The sequence below is a fragment of the Cyclobacterium sediminis genome, assembly GCF_054781075.1.
Genome location: NZ_BAAGVC010000004.1, coordinates 19,335 through 42,589, shown reverse-complemented (window position 1 = coordinate 42,589; position 23,255 = coordinate 19,335). Strand labels below are relative to the sequence as shown.

Sequence of the window (23,255 nt, the reverse complement as noted above, 5' to 3'; positions counted from 1 at the left end):
TCCGTTTAATCTTCTTCCAATCGAAGTGGAGAACCTTCCACTACAGTGGCCAAATCAGTGGCAACAATTTGGTCTGAAGCTGCCAGACCATCCCTTATATAGGCATACTGCCCATCTTCAAAAAGAATATTGACTTTCCTAATTTCTAATTTCCCCTCCTGTAATACCCAAATTGTATTCCCGGGTCTTATAAATTGTCTTTCCAGCCGAGCTACATTTTCTAATTTTCGAGCTTCAATTTGAACTTCCACAAAGGTGCCTATGATCAGCTGTGGTTTATTGGAGTCCGGGTTTATACGCAATAGAGGATCGGGAACACTTACGATAACCCTGGCCAATCTTGATTGGCCGTCCAATGCTCCAACCAACCTAGAAACATTTCCTTTCCTAAATTGGCCATCTTCCCAGGCAGAAGGGTGAATAATTTTGACAGGAGCCCCTGAACCTTCTTTGCCCTCACCTATTTCAAGCCAATTTATTTTGGATAGTGGTACATTGGCAATGATCCAGTATTCATCGATTCCCACCAACCTGCCCAAGTCAGATGCCGGAGCGATTTGAGAACCTAGATTTACATTTCTAGACAATATATGCGCATCAAATGGAGCCCGAATTGCAGTTCTTTGCAAATCTAAATTGGCTTGGTTTACAGCAGCCTCTGCTGCTTTAACATTGGCTTTTGCTGCTTCTAGTTGAGGTTTCCTTAGTACCAGGTTTTGATTTTTGGAGGACAACTCATCACCTATGAGTTCATAATCTTTGACTGCTACATCCTGCCGTCCCAATTCCACTTCGTAGTCGGATTGTGCCAAAGCCAGATCACTTTTTCGAAGTGTTAAAGTATTTTCATAATCTGCAGGATTAATTTGCAATAGCATCTCTCCTTTTTTTACATAGGCACCGGGTAGGAATTGAGAGGCAATATGTGTCACTTCTCCTCCAACCTGGTTACTTAATGAAATGTCTGTTGCGGGTTGCACCAGGCCTGTAGCTATCACAGAAGGGTTAAAATCCCCATGTTCTGCCTGTACCACATCTACCAACATTGCAGTGGTTTTAGAAGCACCTTCCATTTCGGCCTCAGGCGCTGTCCAAAAAAAGACTAGGGCTATAAGAATGCTACAAACCAATAATCCCAAACTTATCCATATGGTTTTTTTTCGCGTCATTTTGTTGAGATTGTGTTTTCCTGAATGCTAAAATTTTCTTCATTTTCAATCGGGCTTTCAAAACCTCCGGCAAGAGCCCGATATAAGCTAAGTCGATATAGCAATAAATTTAATTTTTCGTTCACCAATTCTCTTTTCAATTGTTGCATTTGATCCAAGGTGACAAGAACATCTAAATAAGCAATTGATCCATTCAGGTACTCAACCCGCAATTGATTAAAAGCACGTTCCGCTAATTCCAACTGGCTTTCAAGTTTAATGATGATCTCTTTCTGAAGGTTTTCACGAACCAATGCGTCCTCTACCTCTTGAACCGCCAATAAAACAGTTTGACCATAGGCATTGAGTTGTACCTCACGAAAAGCCTTAGCTTGCTGAGTCTCTGCTTTTAACCTTCCTCCATAAAACAATGGCATCAACAAGCTACCTGTAAGGGAGGCTGCCTGGGATTCAACGAGATTCGTAAGGGTATTGGATCTAAGGGCTCCGGTTAGGTTAAATGACAAACGTGGATAGGTATTACTGATGGCTACAGCCACTTCTCTATCAGCGGCTTCCAATTGATTGAAACTGCTTTGTATATCGGGGCGTCGGTTGATCAATTCCATGGGCAAGCCGGCATTGGGTATTGGGCTTAAAATAGGAAGTTGGACTTCTTCACTGAGGTTCAGCATTCCCGGTGCTTTCCCCAAAAGCACAGCAAGCCTATTTTTCAATACTTTAAATTCCATTTGTATGGCCAAGGCCTCTTCCTTGGTATTTTCTATCAACTGTTCTTGTCGTAAAATATCCACCCCCCTAACTTGTCCACTGGCAAATCGCGTTCGAATAAGGGCTAAAATTTGTTGATTATATTCGGTTTGTTCTTTTATCAAGTTCATTTGTTCTTGATAGGCCTGCATGGAAAACCAGGTCAATGCCACTTCTCCTGCAATGGTAATCCCCATGGTTTGATAATCCAAGTAAGTAGCCATCAACCTGTTTTCAGCTGCCAACTTACTTTGTTTTATCCTTCCCCACAGATCTACTTCATAGCTGGTTCTCAGGGACAGTTGGGTATTTTCTCCCCCTACGAAATCCGGAGCAGGGCGACTGGCTCCACCTTGTAATTCTAAAAATACCTGAGGTACTCTTTGAGAGGCAATTATGGCCACATTACTAGCTTCTTGAGCCACTTGAAACCAAGAACTTTTTAATTCCAGGTTATGGTGTATGGCAGAATCCACTAAGCGATTGAGTTCCGGATCTTGAAATGACATCCACCAACTTGAATCCATAGGGCTAGAGCCCGTAGGCAAAGAATAGGATTCGGGTAAATCAACCGGTACATTTCTGGTGGTCACCTTATTTCCGCAGCCGAAAGTCAAACTAAATAGGGTGAGACCAAAAACAAAAGGCAGGAGCAATTTTCTAGTGATATTGATGGCTTCTAAAAGCGTAAAATTAAGGTCTATATATTGAAACAAAGGACAGCATTTTTTTTTAAGATAAGAAAAATCAATTGGGATACAAAGACAACTTTTTAATTCATAAATTATAACACATTTTATTGAATATTGTTTTAGACTAAAAAGTTATGTTTTTAGTTCTATTTTGAGGAATTGGAACCCATTCAAATATTATTGCTGTGGAGTGTACTAGGTTTGATTGGCTGATGACAAAGTATTGAGTTAAATATAAACCAATTGCTTTTAACTCTTATTTTGTAGACTATCTTTCTGTTCTCAATTATACCTGATCCTGAAAGGAACATATGTTTAATAAAAACAGGCACAGTAAGATTCAACCCTGTAGAGGGTCGAACTAACTGACGGGTAGGTTATTATTATAAGCATTTGACCCGTTGTGATGTATTTAAAATATTGTGTTTTTCATTAAATGGGAAAGAGAAATTGATTGAATCAGTAGAAATTTCTCATGGCCGGTTTGATACATAATCCAAACCTAAGCATAGAGGTATATTGGTTATAGTCAAAAAGGTTTTCACCATAGCCATTGTACCATTGCAGAAACATGTATTGATTGGCAGTAGAAATAGGTTTAAAATTCAACTCTAAAATGGTATTTACCCTGCTAAAATTATTATTTGGATTAATAACGAGACTCCCCCAGAAATTATCATTGAAACTTCGATAATTAAAGGCTATTAATCCATATCCTCTGTAATCAAAAAGATCTTTGTTTTCATCTCCTAATACCCCTGCCCATAATTTGCCTTGCACAGAAATATTGGCATTGTAAAAATACACAGCTGATAAGGTAGTATAATTCCAGCTTCTGGAATTGATACTGTCTAGGCCGTTTGACTCATGTTCAAATGACAGGGCAATACCACCTTTCAACTGTTGTTTGCTGAGAATAGGTCTGATCAGTGTAATTCCCGGGTTGTAATTGTTATCCGCAAAAGGAGAAGAATTTTCGTAAATGTCCCAAAATGATTTTTGGGTATAGGTCATCAATAGAGAAGTTTTGAAGGGCAACCTTGATTTGGTTAACCGCTGACTGATACTAATTTGGTATTTCGCATCAGCAGTTTGCTTATTAATTTCTTTGTTGGTCGGTACTCCTGTAATAAAATAATTGTCCTTGTACATCCCAAAACTAGGCTGGGTATCATACAAATTCAGAAAATCCTCCTCAGAAATTTGAAGGTACCTTAGTGTTCTAAAATCATACTTACCGGTATCCAGTTGTTGTTTCCACATGGATTCTAATTCTCTAATTTGCCCATTGGCATTCTGAGAAAAAGTACTTAAAAAAAATAGAACAAACCACCCATTTTTAAATATTGATATAATGCTTTTAAACTCGCTCAAATTATTAAATGGATTTCGTTTAGGATGGGATTTTTAGCTGGGTACTGAATAAATGCTGGAAGCTTTTTGTCAAAAATAATCAAAAGCATCTGAATTTATGCCATGTAAAAAGTATTAATCGGGTTCTCTTGCGCTTGAAAGGCAAAAGAACTTTCAACTGTTAATAATTAAGCACTAACGGAAATCTATAGAAGGAAGTTTTTATTAAGAGCGTATTGATCTACCCTACTCAGCATAACTTATATAAACCATAAAAAAAGCCTTGCCATTTAAAATGACAAGGCTAATGTAAGGTGCTTGGTTTATTTTTAATTGCTCCAAACTTTGGCATTTTTTGCTTTAGGTCCGGTTACTTTTGGTCTGGTTGAAACCAAAGTAGCTTCTTGGTAATTTTTGGTTTCAATTTCCCAAGACTTCTTATTTTTCGCGGATGGTCCTTGTAGTTTGGTTGCAGTTTCTAAAGTATAAACCTTTATTGAAGGAGCTTTGTCCTTTTGTTGCCAAGGCTTATAATTCTTTGCAGCTGGACCTTTTAAATCACTTTTGTTTTGTGCATATCCAACTGATGCTATGGTTAAAAAAGCGAATGCAAATATTAAACTTTTCATAGGAATACCGTTTTAAGTTAACTTCTTATTTCTAGTAAAATTAACGCCAAACAGCCTTCGAAGATACTCTAAGAAAATTGGTAAATTATGGTAAGGTAAATAACGGATGGATAGCCTCCGTATAAATACGTAGGCTTTATAGTAAATTTAATTGAGCAGCTTTATTAATTAGTTCGGGGGTGTTTTTTACATCGAGCTTTTTCATCATATTATTTCTATGGGTTTCTACCGTCCTGGTACTAATGATTAGCTTATGTGCTATTTCTTTTGTGGTTTGGCCCTCAGCAATCAATCCTAAAATTTGCATTTCTTTGGGGGACAGCCTTTTTGGACTTACTCCTTCTAAAGACATAATATTGATCATCCGCTGGGAAATATCTTTGTTAAAGTATTTATTCCCATTTAGGACTGTGTCGATTGCAAGAAGCAATTCTTCCGCATCGGTATTTTTTAATAAATATCCATATGCCCCTCCCCTGATGGATTGCATGATATAGTTTCCATCGTCATGCATGGAGATAGCAATGGTTTTGATTTTAGGGTAATTTTTTTTCAATTTGTTCAGAACCTCAAAACCATTCATTTCCGGCATTGTTAAATCAAGTAAAAGTAAGTCTGGCTGGATACCCGATTTGAGTTTCATTAAAAAATCTTTACCGTTTTCTGCACTTATCACCACCTCAAAATTTTCTTGCATTGATAAGAGTGAATCAATCCCATCACGAAATAACTGGTGATCATCAACAATTGCAATTTTGTATTTATTCATCTTTCAAAGGTATTTCAACTTCTACTTCAGTACCATTCCTGTCAGACCTGGTATGTAAATAGCCACTAAATATTTCAATCCTTTCTCTAATATTTCTTAAACCGGCCCCATATTTAATTGTTTGGGGATCAAAGCCTTTTCCATCATCAAAAAAATACAATGAGATTTTATCATTAAATTCTGTCAATGAAATGGTTATTTTTTTTGCATTGGCATGTTTTAATGTATTGTTGATTAATTCTTGGCAAACCCTGAAAATACATATGTCTAAATCCATACTTATTTTTCCTGCTTTACCTTTGGTCGCATCGTCATATACGATATCGATTCCACTGGATTTTTTCATCTTTTCAATAAAACTTGCCAAAGCTCTCCCCACCCCAAAATCGACCAATACCGAAGGCATCAAATTATAGGTCATTCTACGTATTTCATCTATGGTTCCATCCACTACAGTATTGATCTTTTTTTTGCTTTGGGCTGAAAGCTCAGAAGTCTGCACCATTAGTTTGAGGCTAGTAAGTAAGGGGCCTACACCATCATGCAAATCCTTAGACAATCGCTTCCGTTCATTTTCTTGTCCTTCAATTAAAGATTTTTTGGCCATTAATCGATTAATATTCTCTGCATTCTCATATTCCATTAATTTTTTTTGCATGGCCACTAAAGATTTACCCAATGCATCACCCTCACCTGAAAGCTGGTATTTTGCTTTCATGTTCATATCTCCAATTTCAGTAGAAAAATAAATGGCCTCTCTTATGGATTTTTGAAGTTTTTTTAAGGCCACAAACATTTCTTTAATTTCCTTGGCCTGATAATCATCATCTATATTAAAATCATAATTTCCTCGTGTCATAAAGTTGAGGAATAGACGCATTTTCATTAATGGTTTTGATAATACAACAGTAATTAAAAATGAAAAAGTCAAAGCGAAAAGCAATACCAAGAATGAGATGAGGAATAGTTTATTTCTCATAATTAATAGAGGAGCTTCTACTTCTTTTACATCAATTTCTGATAAAATGGCCCAGTCTAAATTAGCTATATCCAATTTATGATAGGAACTGTAGACAGAAATACCCCGATAATCATCAATAATTCCAGAACCATTGATGCCTTGCAAAGCATATTTAGCTCCTAAAGTTGGTGCATTTATTTGTGCGGGAGGGGTATCAGGCATAAACCTAGAAATAGAACGCATTCGTAAATCTCTACCCACCAAGTAGGTTTCTCCACTTTCTCCCATTCCGGTACGTTCCATTAAAATATCCTGAATCTTATTAGCATCAATAAACTGAATATGATCTACCCTACTTCCTGTTTTTTTTACCATGGCCAGTTTAGGTACTCCTCCGCTGCCACATGAGGTAATATCAATAAAACGCTCTCCTTCCGGCATTAAATTCAATTTTTTTAATAGGCATTCATTGTTAATATCTTTACCAATTAGGCTGTATGGATCTGATATGGAGTCGGTGGATTCCAGATTTAATTTTTTAAAATCATCCATCTCAGATTTTAAAAGAGCTTCAAGTTGAATTCGTTTAAGCTTTTTGATAGAGGAAAGTTGAAGTAAAACCCTTTCATCCAAAGCATTTTTAAATTCCTTGTATGAAAAAATTGAAAGTGTAACCACCACCAAAAACACCAAAGAATTGATTAATAGGATTATCCATGTTCTTAGGCTTTTCATCGATTAAATAAAATTATTCTTCCCATCGAAAATTATTGTTTTGAACTCTCCTAACAAAAACAATAGATAATATTCAAAATTTTTATTAATAAGGCTTTTTTGAGTTATAGGCTTCAAAACTTAAGATTTGAGCGTCTCCAATTGAATGGTCAATGATAAGTTTTAATTCAGTATAGTTTTCAAGAAAAACCGGAACAATTAATTTATGGCCGATTACACTTCCATCAAATACTTTCACCCAATGACCATCAAGCTTTCCTTTAATGCGAAAAGACCGTACCCTTTCACCATTGATGATATTTTCCAAAATTATAACATGGTCAATATTCGCCTTGGAAGGTAAAGTTAAGCTAATTATTTTACCTGAACCAGACGTTTGGTCAGGAGTTAGGCCTATGATTAGTGTAGTGTTTCGGCCCACCGACTTATTATACATGTTCATTAAATCTTCCAAAGGAAATATATGATCCTCATCCCCAGGTTCCCAAAACCATTCATGCCTCCCATTGTATCCCCTGAGCGGGGCATCACTCATGGCAGGAATATAATATTTACCTTCCGGATAGCCGTGTTTCAAGGGTTTAAAACCATCCTTATCCCCTCTATTATTGAACCAAGAAGGCGTAATATAGGTGCCCCAACAAGGGTAAGGAACTGTCCCGCTTTCGCTACCTCCCCAGCGTATATCAGCCCTTTGCAAGTTGTGGTAAAATAGGCCATTGGGTTGGTGTTTTTCAAAAATAGACAAAACATCAGGACCTCCTTGTTCAGGCCCGTGTGCTCCTCCGTCAAACCAAACAATGGCCCAATCACCATACCGCGACATGAGTTCTTCAACCATTCCTTCACATATCCTGTTATAATGGGCTTGTCTTTCTTTTGCAAATTGATTGGTTCCGTTTACCTTAAAATCATGCACCCCGTAAAAAGAATTCCATCTTATGCCAATATAGATCCCCGGTAAAACACCATATTTCCTACAGGACGCCACAAAATCCCTGACAAGGTCACCTTTGCCATCTTGCCATTTTACTGCTTTTAGAGAATAAGGGTTAACGTCGCTTTGGTACAGGGCAAAACCGGTTTCATGGGTGGCTGTCAGTATAGCGATTTTACAACCTGCATCTTTTGCAGCTTTAACCCATTGGTCTGTGTCTAATTTTGTAGGATTGAAAATATTATAATCAGGAATTGGTGTAATTCTATTTTTCGCTTGATTGTATTTTTCTCCATCAAATACATGCAAATCATAATGGAAAATAGCTACTTGTTCCGCATTCTGCCATGCCAGCTGGGCTTTTGAAGGCAATGGTACTTGTGCATAAAGCAGGCTTGAACTAAACACAAGCAAGAAAGCAGCAATATTAAATTGAATGGATGTGAACATTGGGTTTCTTAAAGGCTATACAAATTGAATCTAATATAATCATAATATTTATTGAAGTTTCCCTCTCAAAGCATCTATAGGATTCATGGTGACAATCTTACGGGCAGGAATAAAGCTAACTATTGTGGCAGAAATTATTATTATTAGGGCCGAAGAAATCAAAAGCGAAGGACTAAAAGATGGATAAATTCTATTTCCCATTCCTATTCCCAAATCCGCGGTAAATGCGCCGAAAGAAATTCCTTTTTGTGACAAATAACCAAATAAAGGCATTCCAATAAGTGTTCCCAATAACATGGAAAATAAACTGTACATACAGCCTTCTAGGGTAAAAAGTCCTATGACGTCACTCTTTGTCATTCCCAGAGCGATATAGGTTCCTATTTCCTTTTGTCTCCGAAATACGGACAATACCTGGGTATCAAAAATAGCCAATAAGGCAATGGCCAATAATATAAAATAAATAATCTTTGCACTGGCTCTTTCCACTTCAATGACATCGTTAATGTTCTGTAATAGCTTTTCCTGACTCACATAATTCCAATCTTTGAAACTGCTATCAGGCATAGGCTGATCTGCAATCATAAGGGTTGCTTCATTGTTCATTCCGGTAATCCGCCATAGGTCCGCCAAACGCATCCAGATTTGACCTTGATCCACTGTATTTATGGTTGTATTAAAAATGGCATCCACCTTCACATTCGCAGCATCGAATGTGCCATTTTTATCACGCCAACGTAAGCTTATTTCATCGCCTAAGGAAAGTTTGGCTGTTTTTGCCATTCTTTTGCCTATGGCCACGGGTATTGCCCCCACCTGTTCATTCAATTGATCTACCGGAATTTTTAGCAGTTGTTGGTTTTTGGGTAGACCTTTTAAAGTAACGGACAGCATTCTACCATTGGGAAATATTAATGCCGGCCGGATCAGTAGGGGAATTAGACCTGAGGTATTTCTTATATTAAATACACCATGTGCATCCTGCAAACTAAAAGGATTGTATGGATCATAATTTTTGTGTTGAAATTGACCGTAACCAAATTCCCAATTGATAGCATCCCTCTTGGCCTGTAGGTTCCAGCCATCCAGTAATCCATTGTAGAAAAGGATAACCAAAAAAGTAAATGTCAAAATCCCCACATTAAGCCAGGTTCTTAACCCGGCCCCCATAAGGTTTCTAAAGGCAAGCTGAAAGGATAATTTCATGGGCAATTCAATTGACTACTGAAATTTTTGGCTAATTTATCCGTTATTTTTTTAAGGATGCTTTGGTGAAAATATATGCAGGGATGGCTGGATTGAATTGAATTTTCTTAATAATAAAATCTGTTCCATTGCCTGATTTTAAAACATCCTTAAAGTTGATTTTTTTAGGATACCATCGACCGTCAATCTGTGAAATGTCAGACAATGTTGTTTTTTTTAAGAGTTGACCACTTTTGGCAAATAATTCTTCTTTAAGCGGAATAAATCGTTCCTGATCCACCCATATTTTCCGCTTGTAATAACTCACATCTTCTACCGAAGCAGTTAATTCCAAAATCCAAGTTTTCCTTTCATCAATGGTTTCTTCTCCTACAATGATTGCATCATAAATTTCCTTCAGTTTTCTATCTTCCATCATGTCTTCATAGGACAAATCGGACCCCATAACAGATTGCCGAAGCATATGACCTGATAGCTGTATGGTCCTGTCTGTTGATGGGGAATAGATCCATAGGCGGTCTTCCAGTTTTAACATCTTCGTTCCTCTCTCCCGTTCCGGATAAAGGTATTCTGTAAAAGATTTTTTATTGCCTTCGGTATAGGATTTTGAACCTATGGTTTGGACATTTCTTTTTCCTCTTATGACCATCTCTGATTCCGTTATTTCTGTTTTCGAAACCATATTTTTATCTACCTTGTCAAGGATAGTCTGTGCATCCTGCGCCTGACCGGGCATTATCCACATAAATAAAAAACTGAAAAGAAGGATGTTTATTTTCATTTTTCCTGTATAATTTCTTGTTGTAATCATCGCAAAATAGATTTTACACTTCTAACTCTTTGAATAAACTGGCTGTTTCTCTTTTATATATTCCTATACCTGAAAGCATATTTCCAAAAACCATTGCAAATACTCCCGGAATAAAACCAATAAAATAGAGGTTAGGAGTTACTTTGGCACGCATTACCGTAGGCATCATCATGGAAGAGTTATCCACCATCCCTGCAATGTTGATCCCATAATTTTGTAAATAAAATGCACCTACCAGGCCTATGCCTGTACCAATCAAAGAACCAATCACTCCTATAAGGGTAGCTTCCATCACCAATGAACGATAGATTTTGCCTTTAGACTCTCCTAAAGCCAGTCGTATTCCAAACTCCTGGTACCGTCTGAGTCCTCCTATCAAACCTGTATTCCATAAGACAACTGACATGGCTCCTACAAAAATCATCACAAAAATGGCTGACATACTATTGGCATAATCCAGCAGGTCTCCCAAATTATTTTGTGAGCGAAGGGTAAACATCTGGGGCGCATACGCATCCGGATTGCTCTTTAATTGATCGTTAAAAGAGGCTTCCAATGCCAAAGCATCTTTATCATTATAAACACCATTGTGAAAAAAACCAAGTATTTCCCCGGCTCCATTTTGCATGTCCAGCATTTGTCGAGCTGCTGAAATGTCCAGCAAAATGGCACCTTTATCCATGGCTGCCATGCCAAAACGAATGGTACCACTGATAGTGAAATTCTGAAAAGTCATGCTGCCATTCATGGTTGTACCAAAATAGGTGACCTCATCTCCTATGTTAAGTTTTAATTTTTTTGCAAACTCATCCCCAATAAGTGCTTCATTGGCCTCATCAGGCAAAGCACCCGAGACGATGGCCTTTTCAATATTCATTCGCTCTACTTCTCCACTGGAAGCATCCAGCAAATTGATGGCTATTCCGGCGGCAGGCCCCTGGCCTTTTGATTCACCTTCGGAATCCGGAGCATCCAGCAATCCTCCAAAACGAATTCTTTCCACCCATTGTAAATCCGGATAATTAGACTTTAAATAGGAAACCAAACTGTCAACTCCCAGCAAGGCCAAGTCATTGGGAAGTTGCTCTTTGTTTTCAGCATAGGCCCTGGACATAATCTTCACATGACCGGTTTCAAATCTTGCATTTTGATCTACCATATCCGTCATGGCACCACTGAGAAAACCGCTCAATACAATGGTAAGGGATACACCAAGAGCAATGACAACAATTGGAAGTATGCTCCTACTCTTGTCCCGAATAATTCCTTTAAACAAAAATTTAATCATTGTAACTTTCCTTTTAAGGCCTCAACTGGATTCATATTTGCTATTTTTTTAGCAGGCAAAAAGCTAACGATAGTTGCTGAAATGATCAACAATAACATGGTTCCTGCAATTAGCTGAAGGCTAAAAACAGGGAAAATTCTTTCGGCCATGGTCACCCCCATGCCTTGCGTTACTTCAGGAAATGAAATGCCTTTCACGGCCAAGAAACTAAGTATAGGTATTCCTACTAAAGCGCCAAAGAGCATTGCAAGAAGACTGTACATACTGCCCTCTACCGTAAATAAACCAACCACCTGTAATCTGGTCATTCCCATGGCGATATAAGTTCCTATCTCTTTCTGTCTACGAAAAACAGACAATACCTGGGTATCAAAAATAGCCAATAAGGCAATGGCCAATAGCAATAGATACATTATCGATCCGGAAATCTTTTTGGAAGCAATTAGCTTGTTTATATCCTCAAGTAAGGTTTCTTGTGGGATAAAATTCCAGCCATTTCTTTCTTGATGTGTATAATTTTTACTGGCAACAAAATAAGTAGCTTCATCTTTAAAACCGGTCATTTCTTGAAGTTGAGCCAAGCCTATCCACATTTGACCGGAATCTATACTCCCTACATCAGAATCAAAAACCTTAACTATTGTAACAGGCAAGGCATCAAAGGTTCCATGCTTATCTCTCCAACGCAACAGTACTTCTTCTCCTTCTGTTAATTTGGCGGCGGCAGCCATCCTTTTGCCAATGATTACAGGAATTTCACCTTGCGAGTGGTTTAAAAAAGTGGTTGGTAATTTCAACTGCTCTTGATCATGGGGTATCCCTTTAAGAGAAATGGACAGCATTCTTCCATGAGGATAAATGGAAGCCTGTCGGATCAAAATGGGCGTTAACATATTAAAGTCTTCCGGTTTGTAAGATTGATGCCCATCTTGTATGGAGAAAGGATCATAGGGATCATAATTGGTGGCACGCAATTCGCCATAGCCATACTCCCATTCAATTGATGCCAGCTTGGCCTGTTGGTTCCAACCATCCAATAAGCCATTGTAGAATAGGATAAGGATAAACGTAAAGGCTAGAATACCAACGTTCAGCCAGGTTCTTAAACCTGCCCCTATTAGGTTTTTGTAGGCAAGGATAAAGGCCAATTTCATGATTGAATACTTTGGTTATCCCATACATCAGAAACAACCTTTCCATCTTTTAAGGATACGGTACGATCAAGATAGGTCATCACTTTTTCATCATGCGTAGAGAAAAGAAAAGTTGTTCCCAATTCCTTGTTCAAATTTTTCATGGTTTTCAATATGGCATGTGCATTGGCCGAATCCAAATTGGCTGTTGGTTCATCTGCAAGCAATATTTTTGGTTTTTTTACCATGGCCCTGGCTATGGCCACCCTTTGCCCTTCTCCTCCTGATAATTTGTCAGGTCTTTTTTGGGCCATCTTTTCCAGACCAACCCATTCCAAAGCTTCCATTACTTCTTTTTTTCTGGTTTCCTTGGGTACATCTTGAAGAAGTAAAGCAAATTCTACATTCTCAAACACTGTGTAAACCGGGAGAAGGTTAAATACCTGAAAAATAAAGCCTATGTGTAAGTTCCGTAGGTGGGCGGAAGCCTTGTGACTGAGTTTGGCAATGTCTTTTCCCATAACTATTGCTTTGCCATCGGTGGGACTATCCAAGGAACCAATAATATTTAATAATGTGGTTTTTCCTGAACCACTGGGGCCTACAAAGCCTGCAAATTCACCCGATTTGAAAGATAATGAGACATCATTTAAAGCTGTGAAGTGACCATCTCCTACTTCAAATTCTTTGGTTACATGTGACAATGAAATGATATGTTCCATAATGCTTTTGTTAATGGTTATAGACCAGCATCAACCTAATTCCTGGACCTTTGAACTGGTTGAATAACTCATTTTGTTGAATACCGGTTTGCGAACTTTCAGGGTTATAAAAGCCCATGAGGTAACCGGTTAGTTTTTTAAATTGATGTGAATAATTTATAAAGAAGCTAGTATTTTCCGAACTCCAATCATAATAAATAACAGTGCTAAGGTTATCAAAAAAGCTCAGTGGATACATAAAAGTAGCAGCAGATAAGTGCATCCCATTGTTTACTTTAAATTGCTCTTCATCAAAATTGATTTGCATGTGTTCAACTACCGCATTTAAACCTGTACCTATAGGGAAAGTATAGTCTACGCCTAGATTCAATAAGGTTTGGTTGGTCAGGTTCCCAATGTTTTTTTTGCGATGGATATAAACTGATTCGAACCATAAACCTATGCCTACATCCCATTTTCCATCCAAAGCCAATCGGTTTTCCGGAATTTCACTAAATGTATTGACAAAGTCTAGTTTTGTGGTATTTGCGCTACGATGGTGATAGGAGAAAGCTAACTCTCCTTTGGGCACCGGGTGTTGTATCCTTCCTCCAAATTCAGGAATTGTCTTGTTGGTAGGGACCACATCAAATCCCCTGGCCTTTTCATTGCCATAAAGTCCCCACAATCTAATATTGGCATTGTTTAAAAAGGTATACCTACCCATAATTCCATAGACACCATTGGTCAGTTGTAACGGATCTCTTGGATCTATTTGATTGAACCATTGCAAGGGACGTAAGATTGTCGCTGATCCAAAGTCTATTTTTTGTAAGCCCAATCTTAATTCAAACTGTTTGGAACTGTACCTGAGCCATATTCGATAAGGATTGAGGTTAAAATTAGTTTGGGATTCATTTAAGTCAGAAAGAAGAACCGTACTTGATAAATTGGCTGAGGCCAGCAGGTCTATATTTTTTACGGAATCTATTTTAGTCGTAAGCCTAAATTCAGGAATATACCTTGTTCCGAAAAAATATGGCAAATCATTTTTAGGACTGAAACTACCTACAACCGAAGCTTGTCCATGAAAAGATGCCTTTTGGGCAGTGGATGGCCTAATCCAAAATAAAAATAAAACCAATAAAAAGCCTGAAACCTTCATTTTAATTTTTCATGAGATACAATGCCATAAAAAAAGAAATTAACCAATTCCATGATTAAGTCCTCTAAACTATCATACATGGCAATTAATTTTTCATCCCTTAATTTAATGTTGATGTCGTTCATCATATGGATAAGAAATGGAAAATGCAGGTCTTTTCTTATCCACCCCTCCTTCTGTGCCTCTTTCATGTGATGAATAAATTTTTGCTGGCCTTTTTTATTGGCTTCATCCATCAGTTGTTGTAATTCCTCATCCTCATTATTGGTCACATCTTGGATAAACTCTTGACTAATGCCACGGGAAAACTCATGTTCCAATACAATGACTTCTTTGATTTTGTTCGGAAAATCAATCTCCTTACTCATGATTTCATCATACAATTGCTCGCTCCTAAAGATGATGTCTTTTAATACCATGATGGCGACAACCTTTTTATTGGCGAAATTTCTATAATAAGTCATTTTGCTTACCCCTGCTTTCTCACATATTTCTTCCACTGTGACCTTATTGATCCCGTACTTCCAGAAGCAGTCCTTGGCAGCTTTTAAAATAGCCATTTGGCTTTTTGTTCTCTTTGTCAATTTCTTTTGTTACGTATTTTTTGTTAATATACGATTTTAGTAACATTTATCAAATTTAGTAACATAAAATTGAAGAAGTTGACTATTAATTAATTAAAAAAATAAGATAAAAAATGCTTAGGATTGAAGAAAAAGTACCACCCTATTGCTAAAATTCAATTATACCAAGTGGCTGATTTTGAATGGATTTCAGTAGGTAATTGATGGGCTATTGCATCTCTCGGATTAAATGAAAGGTCAACCCCATTGCTATTCAATTAGCATTCCATGAAGTACATTGGTTTTTCCCCTACTTCCAAGACTACTAGATTCAAAGGTAACTTTGTTTTTATCGAAGGAAAATTTAAGTGTTTCGGTGTGGGGGCTTTCAATGTATTTAATCTCAACTACCAAGGTTTGGAAATCCTCCCAGTGATAACTGGAAAAGATTTTAAAAGGGGCAAGTCCACTTAAGGCATTCTTGGCCTGGGCCACCAAATAAGGTTGTTCTCTTTCCGTTGTTCCTGAAAGCCAATGGGCCTCACCTGCCATTAAACGATGACTTTTCCGTTCTTCAATAGAATGTATCTTCAAATTATCTTCTTGAAAATTAAACCTAAATTCCACCTTCCCTTCATTGGATTCAAAAGCAATTCTTTTATTATCCAGCATTGCTTCCATCCATTTATTTTCAACGCCAATTGCCGGTGGATGAGAAAGGTTTTCTAGTCGTTTTTGTAAAGCCAAATCATCGGAAATACTACCTTCATTATCAAAAGCAGGCAATATATGGTTCCATACCTCACTTAGTAAGGCTTGAAGATTTGAGGTTTCGGAAGTAATGACAATTACAGCTTCCTGTTTGGGCAATATTAAGATATATTGGCCAAAAGCACCATCTGCACGGTAAGAATTATGACGGCTTCTCCACATTTGGTACCCATACCCCTGGAGCCAATCACTGTTGGCTCTTTCTTCCTTACTTGCTTCAGGATTTTGGAGTATTTTTAAACTTTTTGCTTCCTTTATCCAGCTTTCCGGCAGAATTTGTTGTCCATGCCAATATCCATTTTGCAAGAAAAGTTGACCTAATTTGGCCATGTCCTCGGTTTTTACCCTAAGTCCATAACCTCCGGTATTGATTCCCTGTGGACTTGTTTCCCAATCCACTCCTTTGATACCTAAAGGCTCAAAAAGACGAGGTTCTAAGTATTCCAAGAGGGTTTGTCCAGAAACCTTTTGCACTATTGCAGACAGCATATAGGTAGCTATGGTATTGTAAACAAATTGCTCCCCCGGTTGATTTACTATTGGTACAGCAAAAAATGACTTGGCCCAATCATCGGTTTTCACTATAGAAAAAGTATAATCTCTTGCATGACCAACACTCATGGTCAACAAGTGTTTTATTTTTAGGTTTTTAAGGTGATCACTTACTTCTTCAGGCAAGGACTTTGGGAAGAATTGAATTACTTCATCTTCAACCGAAATCAGTCCTTCACTTACGGCAAATCCGATGCCTGTAGCAGTATAAGTTTTGCTGACAGAATACATGGTATGCTTTAATTGAGGACCATAGGGTTCCCACCAGCCTTCAGCAATGACTTTCCCCCTACGCAAAACCATCAAACTATGCAGTTCATGTTCGCTTGCATCCACCTTATCCAAGAAAGACAATATTCCTTGTGCATCTACATTTTCTTTGGAAGGGCTACTGTATAGAAAATCTGTTGCATTTTCCTGTCCAAAAACCTGAAAAGAAAAGAATAAGAGGAATATAAATTGATAGGTGGACCTCATGGCATGTGTTATTTTGGTTGGGTGAATAGGTTTATTACCGAATGTGATTTTGATAATGTTGCAAGGTTTCCTGGTAATCAAACTGAAGATCTTCGTGCAGGCCTGAGATTAATTTCTCCATTTTCTTAACCTGTGCGGCATAAAGGTTATCAATGACAGGATGGTAAAATCCAAGATAACCATATTCAATTAAGTTTTTACAAAAATAAAAGAGTACTTCCAGGGTTGTGACCTTGTCTTTAGTGAGTTTCAAATTTTTGTTCATTAACCTTCGAATAGCTTGAGCAGATTTTTTAGCAGTATAATAGTTGCTCCTATTTGCCTTCTGAAAGGCTTCTTCCAACTCCTCTTTCACCATGTTTAAATACAATTCATGGTTATCCGCTTCAAAAAGTTGAAAATACAAAAAAGCTTTATTATCTCGATTTAATTTGCTTAGCTGCAAAACCAAATCTACCAATTCAGCTTCATTTCTTTGTTTGAGTTCTTTTTTTATTGTAACCAGGCTTGGAATTTTCATTATAAAAATGCGTCTTTTAAATGAGTTTTAAGGCTATTAATAGTAAAAAACTGTAGGCAAATAAACCTGAGATTTGGTCTATTTACTTTGTTACCTACTTTTTCTATCATCTCCGTTACTTAATAGGTAAGTAAATGCCTTGGCATCGGGAGTTTCCCGGAGAATAACAGTGATTATGGCAATAATTGGGATGGATAAAACCATCCCTATAATTCCCCATATGGCATTGCCAATAATCACCGCTAAAATAATAAAAAAGGGATGCACATTTACCTTATTGCCTAATATAATGGGTTGGAATACGTATGAATCTAAAAATTGAACGATTAAAAATGTGGTAGTAATTCCTACCAAGGTATAAACTTCCCCTCCCGACAGCAAACCTATAAAAAGTGCCAAAACATAACCGGCCATATTTCCTATAAAAGGAATCAGTGATAGAAAGGCCGCGATAAAACTTATGAGAAAGAAATCTTCAGCCCCTGAAATCCACATTCCCAAACTGTAAAGTACAAAAAGTATCACCATTAAAATCAAACGCCCATTCAGGTAATGTCTTACTACCCGAGCAGAGTCATGCATGGCCCTACTTACTTTATTCTTAATGGAATCGGGAAATAATTTGATAAAAAAAGTATAGAACATGTGTCTAAAATGAATAAAAAAGAAGAGGTAGACAAACATCAAAAGAAAATCAGCTGCGGTTCCCAGTACTTTTCCAAGCATCAAAAATGCTTCTTCCTGAGCCATTTCAGGTGATTTTTCTGTTTTTTTTGATTTTTCATCGTTTAAGCCATATGTTTTTTTATAAGCTTCCAACTTGCTCCTTTCCAGGGGAGTATGGGCCAATACAAATAACTCAACTTTATGTGCTACAGGACTTAAACGCTCCTTCATCACATCTGCATCCTCTAAAAATGACCTTACTTGCAAAGATATTACACCTGAAATTCCTATAAATGCAACGAATACTACTCCCACCACAAAAGAGGTACTTAAAAGACTGTGTAAGCCTTTTCTTTCCAATAATTGGGCAATGGGGTATACCAACAAAGCCAATACCCAGGCAAGGACCAATGGAGCCAAAACTTTTTGCGCAGCCATTAACCCCAAAACTAAAAAGTACAAAGCGATAATAATTAGGGCAGAAAGAACTATTGGGTTTAAACGGGTAATTTGTTTTCTCATGAATATATTTTAGAACTAAATACTTATTTTAAAAAAGCAATAAATGTGCTAGGTTTTTTACTTAGGCAATTGATGTTCTTCAACTAATAATTTTTATACATTGTTCAATAATTATTAATGCTTTTAAGTGCTTATGGAATTTAGATCCTAAGTCTAGACAATTAACCCACCTTAAATCAATCAGTGGAGCATTTGAGATTCTTTGCTTTATCTAGTATTTCCATCACTTTTATTACAGAAATTTTTTACCTGATAAAATCGAATCTAAATGTATTGTAGATAATAAGAAATTAACTAAATTAAAATTTTCCTTAAAAATATATTTTTAAAAATTATATTTATGCAATTAGACTAGCTATGGCTTTAAGAAGCTATCCGTTATTAAACCACATTATAGCATTCCTTACTTCATTTTAGTTGTTCAAATACTTCAAGTAATCCTTCACAATATTGGACAATAATTCTAAAAATATACACCTAAAGTAAGCAATGAAAACACTCAAATTAACCTCCTGAAATAATGACAATTAATAATTTACCCAAAAAGCTTATTATCATTTTTCAATTTTTACTTGTCCTACTAATCTGTACCGACGTATGGGCTCAAGTGGATGAGATAGCCTTAATCCGCCAAAGAATAGTCTTACAATTGAAAAGCAATCCGATAAAGGCCGATGAAGTCTCAAGGTTGATGAAAAATATTCAATCAGATGGAAGTTTTAAGAATATTAATTATGAAGATTTAAGTAGAACTGCAAGTTTCCCACAAAGAAGACACACGGCTGGACTGGTAACTTTAGCTCGAGCCCATGAAACCGAGGGGAACCCCTATTATTTAGATAAAGATCTGTTAGATAAAATCATATTGGCTACCAATTATTGGGTTGAAAATGATTTCGTTGGGGATAACTGGCACAATAACCAAATAACAACCCCGGGAAACTTGGTCCATTTAATGTTACTTATTGGAAGAAAATTGCCTGAAAAACTAGTGGATAAAGCGCAACCCATTATAGGTAGGGCCAATATGAATGCTTCCGGAGCCAGACCTAGTGGAGATCGAATTGTAATAGCCGGAATTCTAGCTAAAAACTTGCTATTTATCGAAGACCAGGCAACTTTCGACGAGATAATCAAAATTATTGCGAATGAGATAAAATTCAGTACTGGAGAACGTGGGATGCAACATGATTATAGTTTCCACCACAGGAAAGATAGGGTAAACAATACTACCTCCTACGGTTATGGTAAATATGCCAATGCTTTTGGAGAATGGTCTGATTATGTTGCAGGTACCTCCTATGCCTTTGAGAAAGATAAAATCAATCATTTGGTCGATTATTACCTTGATGGCGTATATAAACAGTTGGTTTATGGAGTATTCGAAGACATAAGTGTAAAGAATAGGAGCATTGCAAACAGGTCTACCTTCAAAGCAAAAGGGACTTTGGAGATAGAACGTTTACTGCGAAGTACTTCTTATCGAAGTAAAGAATTAAAAGAAATAATAAAATTACGAAAAGGGGAAGTCACTCCTACCCTATCTTTTGCCAAGTTTTTTTGGCAGTCAGAACATTTTGTTTTGCAAAGGCCAAATTATTACACCACCGTCCGAATGTTTTCCAGTAGGAATAAGAACATGGAAAAACCTTATAACGGGCCGGGAATAACCACCCACCACAGGGGCGATGGTACCAATTACCTGATGCTCAAAGGAGATGAATACCATAATATTTGGCCGATATACGACTGGCAAAAAATATCCGGAACTACCATTCTACAAAAACCGGAACTACATGATGGTGAAAGTATACAAAAGGCAGGAACCATGGATTTTGTAGGGGCTGTAGAAAATGGTAAAAATGGTGCGGTAGGTTTTGATTTCACAAGCCCTCATGATGGTACCAAAGCCAAGAAAGCCTGGTTTTTCTTTGACCAAAGTTATGTTTGTTTAGGAACAGCCATAAAAGGAGACAAAGATTTGCCAGTGGCTACTACAGTTGATCAAGTACTCATTAGGTCATCAATAAGTACCTTACAAACAGGAAAAAAAGCTGCGCCTCTTCCTGAGGGTACGCATAAGATTAGCCGGTTAAAATGGCTGCATCACGGGAATATTGGCTATGTATTTCCTAATGAAAGCAGTGTACATGTATCAAATAAAGTGGAAACAGGTCGATGGTCGGATATTACAGATCAAAAAAACATATCGAACAAACTAGTCTCAGAAAAAGTATTGAAAATATGGTTTGACCATGGAGTAAATCCGAAATACGGAAGCTATGCTTATATGGTTTTTCCGGGGATTACAGAAAACCGTTTAAAAGCCATATATGATGAGGGTACCCCTTATCGTATTCTTTCCAATAGTAAAGAGCTTCAGGCTGTCAAGAACAAGGAGGAACAGCAAGTGCAGGCAGTATTTTATCAAGCCGGAAGCCTCAGTCTGGAAAATAAATTAAATTTGAAAATGGACAATTCAGGCATTGTATTGATTGAATTGAACCGGGGAAAGGTACAGTCCATATCAATCTCTGACCCAAGTAGAAAACAGAAAGAAATAAAGTTTACACTAGATGGTCTATATAAAGTGAAGAAAGACAATAAAGTTATTACCTCAAGAAATAAACGGTCCAATGCTACCCATTTCACCATCCGGATGCCGGAGGGAAACTTTGCCGGAAAAAGTATTAGCTTTCAACTCAAATAGTCAGTTAAAAATAAACCATTCTACTTATCAATATGAAAAATGCATTGTTATCCTTTTTACTAATTTTATCCGTTGTAACCAAAATAATCGCTCAAGAAAAGCCCAATATAATATTAATTATGGCAGATGATCTGGGTTATGAAGCTTTGGAAGCCTACGGCAATGATTTTAACAAAACCCCACAGATTGATAGAATGATTGCCAAAGGGATGAAATTTGAAAATACTCATTCCATGCCTTTGTGTACACCTTCCAGGGTTCAGTTAATGACTGGAAAGTATAATTTTAGAAATTATCTGGGTTTTGGAATCTTGGATCCAAAGGAAACTACCTTTGGACATCTCTTACAAGAAGAGGGGTATACTACCTGCATTGTCGGTAAGTGGCAGCTATATGGCAATGAAATTCAAAGAAAGCTAGTGGAGGGAAAAGTTGGCAGTCTTCCTTCGGAAGCAGGGTTTGATCATTATAGACTTTGGCAAGTAAATGATCGAGGTTCCAGGTATAAAGATCCCTTATTAGATAGCCGAGAGACAGGGCTAGAATTTTTCGAAGGTAAGTACGGACCGGATTTATTTGTAGATTATATGGAGGATTTTATGGAAAGTCAAGGCAATCAGCCCTTTTTTGTCTATTACCCAATGGTCTTGACCCACGATCCTTTTGAGCCTGTTCCGGCATCAAAAGCATTTCCTGCCTATAACCCAAAAACGCGCTTAAATGATCCGGAACTATTTCCGGATATGGTGACACATATGGATCACTTGATTGGCAGAATCCTAAAGAAAGTCAACGATTTGGGAATTGAAGAAAACACCCTAATTTTATTTATTGGAGACAATGGAACCGATAGAGATGTGGTATCCTCTGTAAATGGTGAGCTGTTGAGAGGGAACAAAGGTTATACCAATGATTTGGGTACTCATGTACCCATGATTGCCTATTGGCCTGGAAAAATAAAGGAAGGTAGCGTCAATAACAATCTTATCGATTTTACAGATTTTGTACCTACATTATTGGATGTTGCCGGGGCTAAAAAAGCAAATAAACCTTTTACAGATGGGATTAGTTTTTATCCACAACTTACCGGTAATCAAAATAATAAGGAGGTAAGAGAATGGGTGTTTTGCCATTATGACCCTAATTGGGGAAAATTTGCTCCAAGAACATTTATTCATGACACCCATTATAAATTGTATCAAAATGGAGAAATCTACAACCTAAAGCAGGATTTGTACGAAAAAAGCCCATTGAATAAATCAGAATTGGATAAGGAAGGGAAAAAAACGATCCAAAAATTCGAAAAAGTACTGCGTAAAATGAATACAAAATAAGAAATATCCTGAGGAGAGGCAAGACCATATAGACCATTACCTGTGCTAAGTGGTTGCTTATATATAGGACAAAACAGGGCAACACATTATGTTTTGCCTTGTTCTGTTAAATAACTAAAACTTCAATTATTTATAAGTTATTAATTCTGATGCTGAAGAAAATATTGAATTAAATCTTCAGGTTTTTTCAAGGAGTTCACAATATCCTCATTTAGCTCCATCTGAAGAACATTTTCTACATCAAAGATCAATCCATTGAGGAAAACCTTGTCAAACCCAAGATCATCTACGAAATCAGCTTTTCTTACTTTGGCTACAGGAGCAATTCCATACTGTCCCATCACCTCTACAATTGCTTTTAATCTAGTGTAATTGTTCATCTTATTTGATT

General features: G+C 37.2%; 20 protein-coding genes. 2 read left to right on the top strand and 18 right to left on the bottom strand.

The genetic code is table 11. The features are described from left to right. Positions 1 to 5: 5 nt before the first annotated feature. From ACYVHJ_RS07665 to ACYVHJ_RS07585, 17 genes are all read right to left on the bottom strand, one after another. Positions 6 to 1,169: an efflux RND transporter periplasmic adaptor subunit gene (locus ACYVHJ_RS07665; protein ID WP_339905843.1), complete on the bottom strand. Its 1,164-nt coding sequence runs from the start codon at positions 1,167 to 1,169 to the stop codon at positions 6 to 8. After that, positions 1,166 to 2,635, bottom strand: coding sequence for an outer membrane factor lipoprotein domain-containing protein (locus ACYVHJ_RS07660; RefSeq protein ID WP_460513762.1), 1,470 nt, complete (start codon positions 2,633 to 2,635; stop codon positions 1,166 to 1,168). The genes ACYVHJ_RS07665 and ACYVHJ_RS07660 overlap by 4 nt, the downstream gene beginning before the upstream one ends. Before the next feature lie 435 nt (positions 2,636 to 3,070). Then, positions 3,071 to 3,985 (bottom strand): phospholipase A, encoded by a 915-nt coding sequence (locus tag ACYVHJ_RS07655; RefSeq protein WP_460513760.1) that lies wholly within the window; start codon positions 3,983 to 3,985, stop codon positions 3,071 to 3,073. Positions 3,986 to 4,293: 308 nt separating this feature from the next. Further along, positions 4,294 to 4,593 (bottom strand): hypothetical protein, encoded by a 300-nt coding sequence (locus ACYVHJ_RS07650; protein ID WP_339902492.1) that lies wholly within the window; start codon positions 4,591 to 4,593, stop codon positions 4,294 to 4,296. A gap of 136 nt (positions 4,594 to 4,729) precedes the next feature. Continuing rightward, entirely contained in the window at positions 4,730 to 5,362 is a 633-nt protein-coding gene (locus tag ACYVHJ_RS07645; protein ID WP_339902491.1) for a response regulator transcription factor, read from the bottom strand. Continuing rightward, on the bottom strand, positions 5,355 to 7,058 hold the full coding sequence (locus ACYVHJ_RS07640; protein WP_339902490.1) for a sensor histidine kinase: 1,704 nt from the start codon (positions 7,056 to 7,058) through the stop codon (positions 5,355 to 5,357). Before ACYVHJ_RS07640 ends, ACYVHJ_RS07645 begins: the two co-directional genes overlap by 8 nt. A gap of 85 nt (positions 7,059 to 7,143) precedes the next feature. Further along, on the bottom strand, positions 7,144 to 8,445 hold the full coding sequence (locus tag ACYVHJ_RS07635) for an alpha-L-fucosidase (protein ID WP_460513756.1): 1,302 nt from the start codon (positions 8,443 to 8,445) through the stop codon (positions 7,144 to 7,146). 48 nt (positions 8,446 to 8,493) lie between these two features. Continuing rightward, entirely contained in the window at positions 8,494 to 9,651 is a 1,158-nt protein-coding gene (locus ACYVHJ_RS07630; protein WP_460513754.1) for an ABC transporter permease, read from the bottom strand. 43 nt (positions 9,652 to 9,694) lie between these two features. Then, positions 9,695 to 10,462: an outer membrane lipoprotein-sorting protein gene (locus ACYVHJ_RS07625; protein WP_460513752.1), complete on the bottom strand. Its 768-nt coding sequence runs from the start codon at positions 10,460 to 10,462 to the stop codon at positions 9,695 to 9,697. Between the two features lie 13 nt (positions 10,463 to 10,475). After that, entirely contained in the window at positions 10,476 to 11,750 is a 1,275-nt protein-coding gene (locus tag ACYVHJ_RS07620; RefSeq protein ID WP_460513750.1) for an ABC transporter permease, read from the bottom strand. Continuing rightward, complete coding sequence (locus ACYVHJ_RS07615) at positions 11,747 to 12,904, bottom strand: ABC transporter permease (protein WP_460513748.1); 1,158 nt, start codon at positions 12,902 to 12,904, stop codon at positions 11,747 to 11,749. Before ACYVHJ_RS07615 ends, ACYVHJ_RS07620 begins: the two co-directional genes overlap by 4 nt. Continuing rightward, positions 12,901 to 13,605, bottom strand: coding sequence for an ABC transporter ATP-binding protein (locus tag ACYVHJ_RS07610; RefSeq protein WP_339902484.1), 705 nt, complete (start codon positions 13,603 to 13,605; stop codon positions 12,901 to 12,903). Before ACYVHJ_RS07610 ends, ACYVHJ_RS07615 begins: the two co-directional genes overlap by 4 nt. Before the next feature lie 10 nt (positions 13,606 to 13,615). Continuing rightward, entirely contained in the window at positions 13,616 to 14,749 is a 1,134-nt protein-coding gene (locus tag ACYVHJ_RS07605; RefSeq protein ID WP_460513745.1) for a hypothetical protein, read from the bottom strand. Next, positions 14,746 to 15,309, bottom strand: coding sequence for a TetR/AcrR family transcriptional regulator (locus ACYVHJ_RS07600; protein WP_339902482.1), 564 nt, complete (start codon positions 15,307 to 15,309; stop codon positions 14,746 to 14,748). The genes ACYVHJ_RS07605 and ACYVHJ_RS07600 overlap by 4 nt, the downstream gene beginning before the upstream one ends. Positions 15,310 to 15,582: 273 nt before the next feature. Beyond that, positions 15,583 to 17,112 carry a serine hydrolase domain-containing protein gene (locus ACYVHJ_RS07595; protein ID WP_460513743.1) on the bottom strand — a complete coding sequence of 510 codons (1,530 nt, stop codon included), beginning with the start codon at positions 17,110 to 17,112 and terminating at the stop codon, positions 15,583 to 15,585. 34 nt (positions 17,113 to 17,146) lie between these two features. Further along, complete coding sequence (locus tag ACYVHJ_RS07590) at positions 17,147 to 17,632, bottom strand: hypothetical protein (protein ID WP_460513741.1); 486 nt, start codon at positions 17,630 to 17,632, stop codon at positions 17,147 to 17,149. Between the two features lie 90 nt (positions 17,633 to 17,722). Then, positions 17,723 to 18,820, bottom strand: coding sequence for an AI-2E family transporter (locus tag ACYVHJ_RS07585; protein WP_460513739.1), 1,098 nt, complete (start codon positions 18,818 to 18,820; stop codon positions 17,723 to 17,725). A gap of 520 nt (positions 18,821 to 19,340) precedes the next feature. Here ACYVHJ_RS07585 and ACYVHJ_RS07580 point away from each other — a divergent pair. Together ACYVHJ_RS07580 and ACYVHJ_RS07575 are read left to right on the top strand one after the other, a co-directional pair. After that, positions 19,341 to 21,530 carry a polysaccharide lyase family 8 super-sandwich domain-containing protein gene (locus ACYVHJ_RS07580; RefSeq protein ID WP_460513736.1) on the top strand — a complete coding sequence of 730 codons (2,190 nt, stop codon included), beginning with the start codon at positions 19,341 to 19,343 and terminating at the stop codon, positions 21,528 to 21,530. A 32-nt stretch (positions 21,531 to 21,562) separates the two neighbouring features. Continuing rightward, on the top strand, positions 21,563 to 22,864 hold the full coding sequence (locus ACYVHJ_RS07575) for an alkaline phosphatase family protein (RefSeq protein ID WP_460513734.1): 1,302 nt from the start codon (positions 21,563 to 21,565) through the stop codon (positions 22,862 to 22,864). Positions 22,865 to 23,004: 140 nt separating this feature from the next. Here ACYVHJ_RS07575 and ACYVHJ_RS07570 read toward each other — a convergent pair whose 3' ends face one another. Next, positions 23,005 to 23,244, bottom strand: coding sequence for a hypothetical protein (locus ACYVHJ_RS07570; RefSeq protein ID WP_460513732.1), 240 nt, complete (start codon positions 23,242 to 23,244; stop codon positions 23,005 to 23,007). Positions 23,245 to 23,255: the final 11 nt, after the last annotated feature.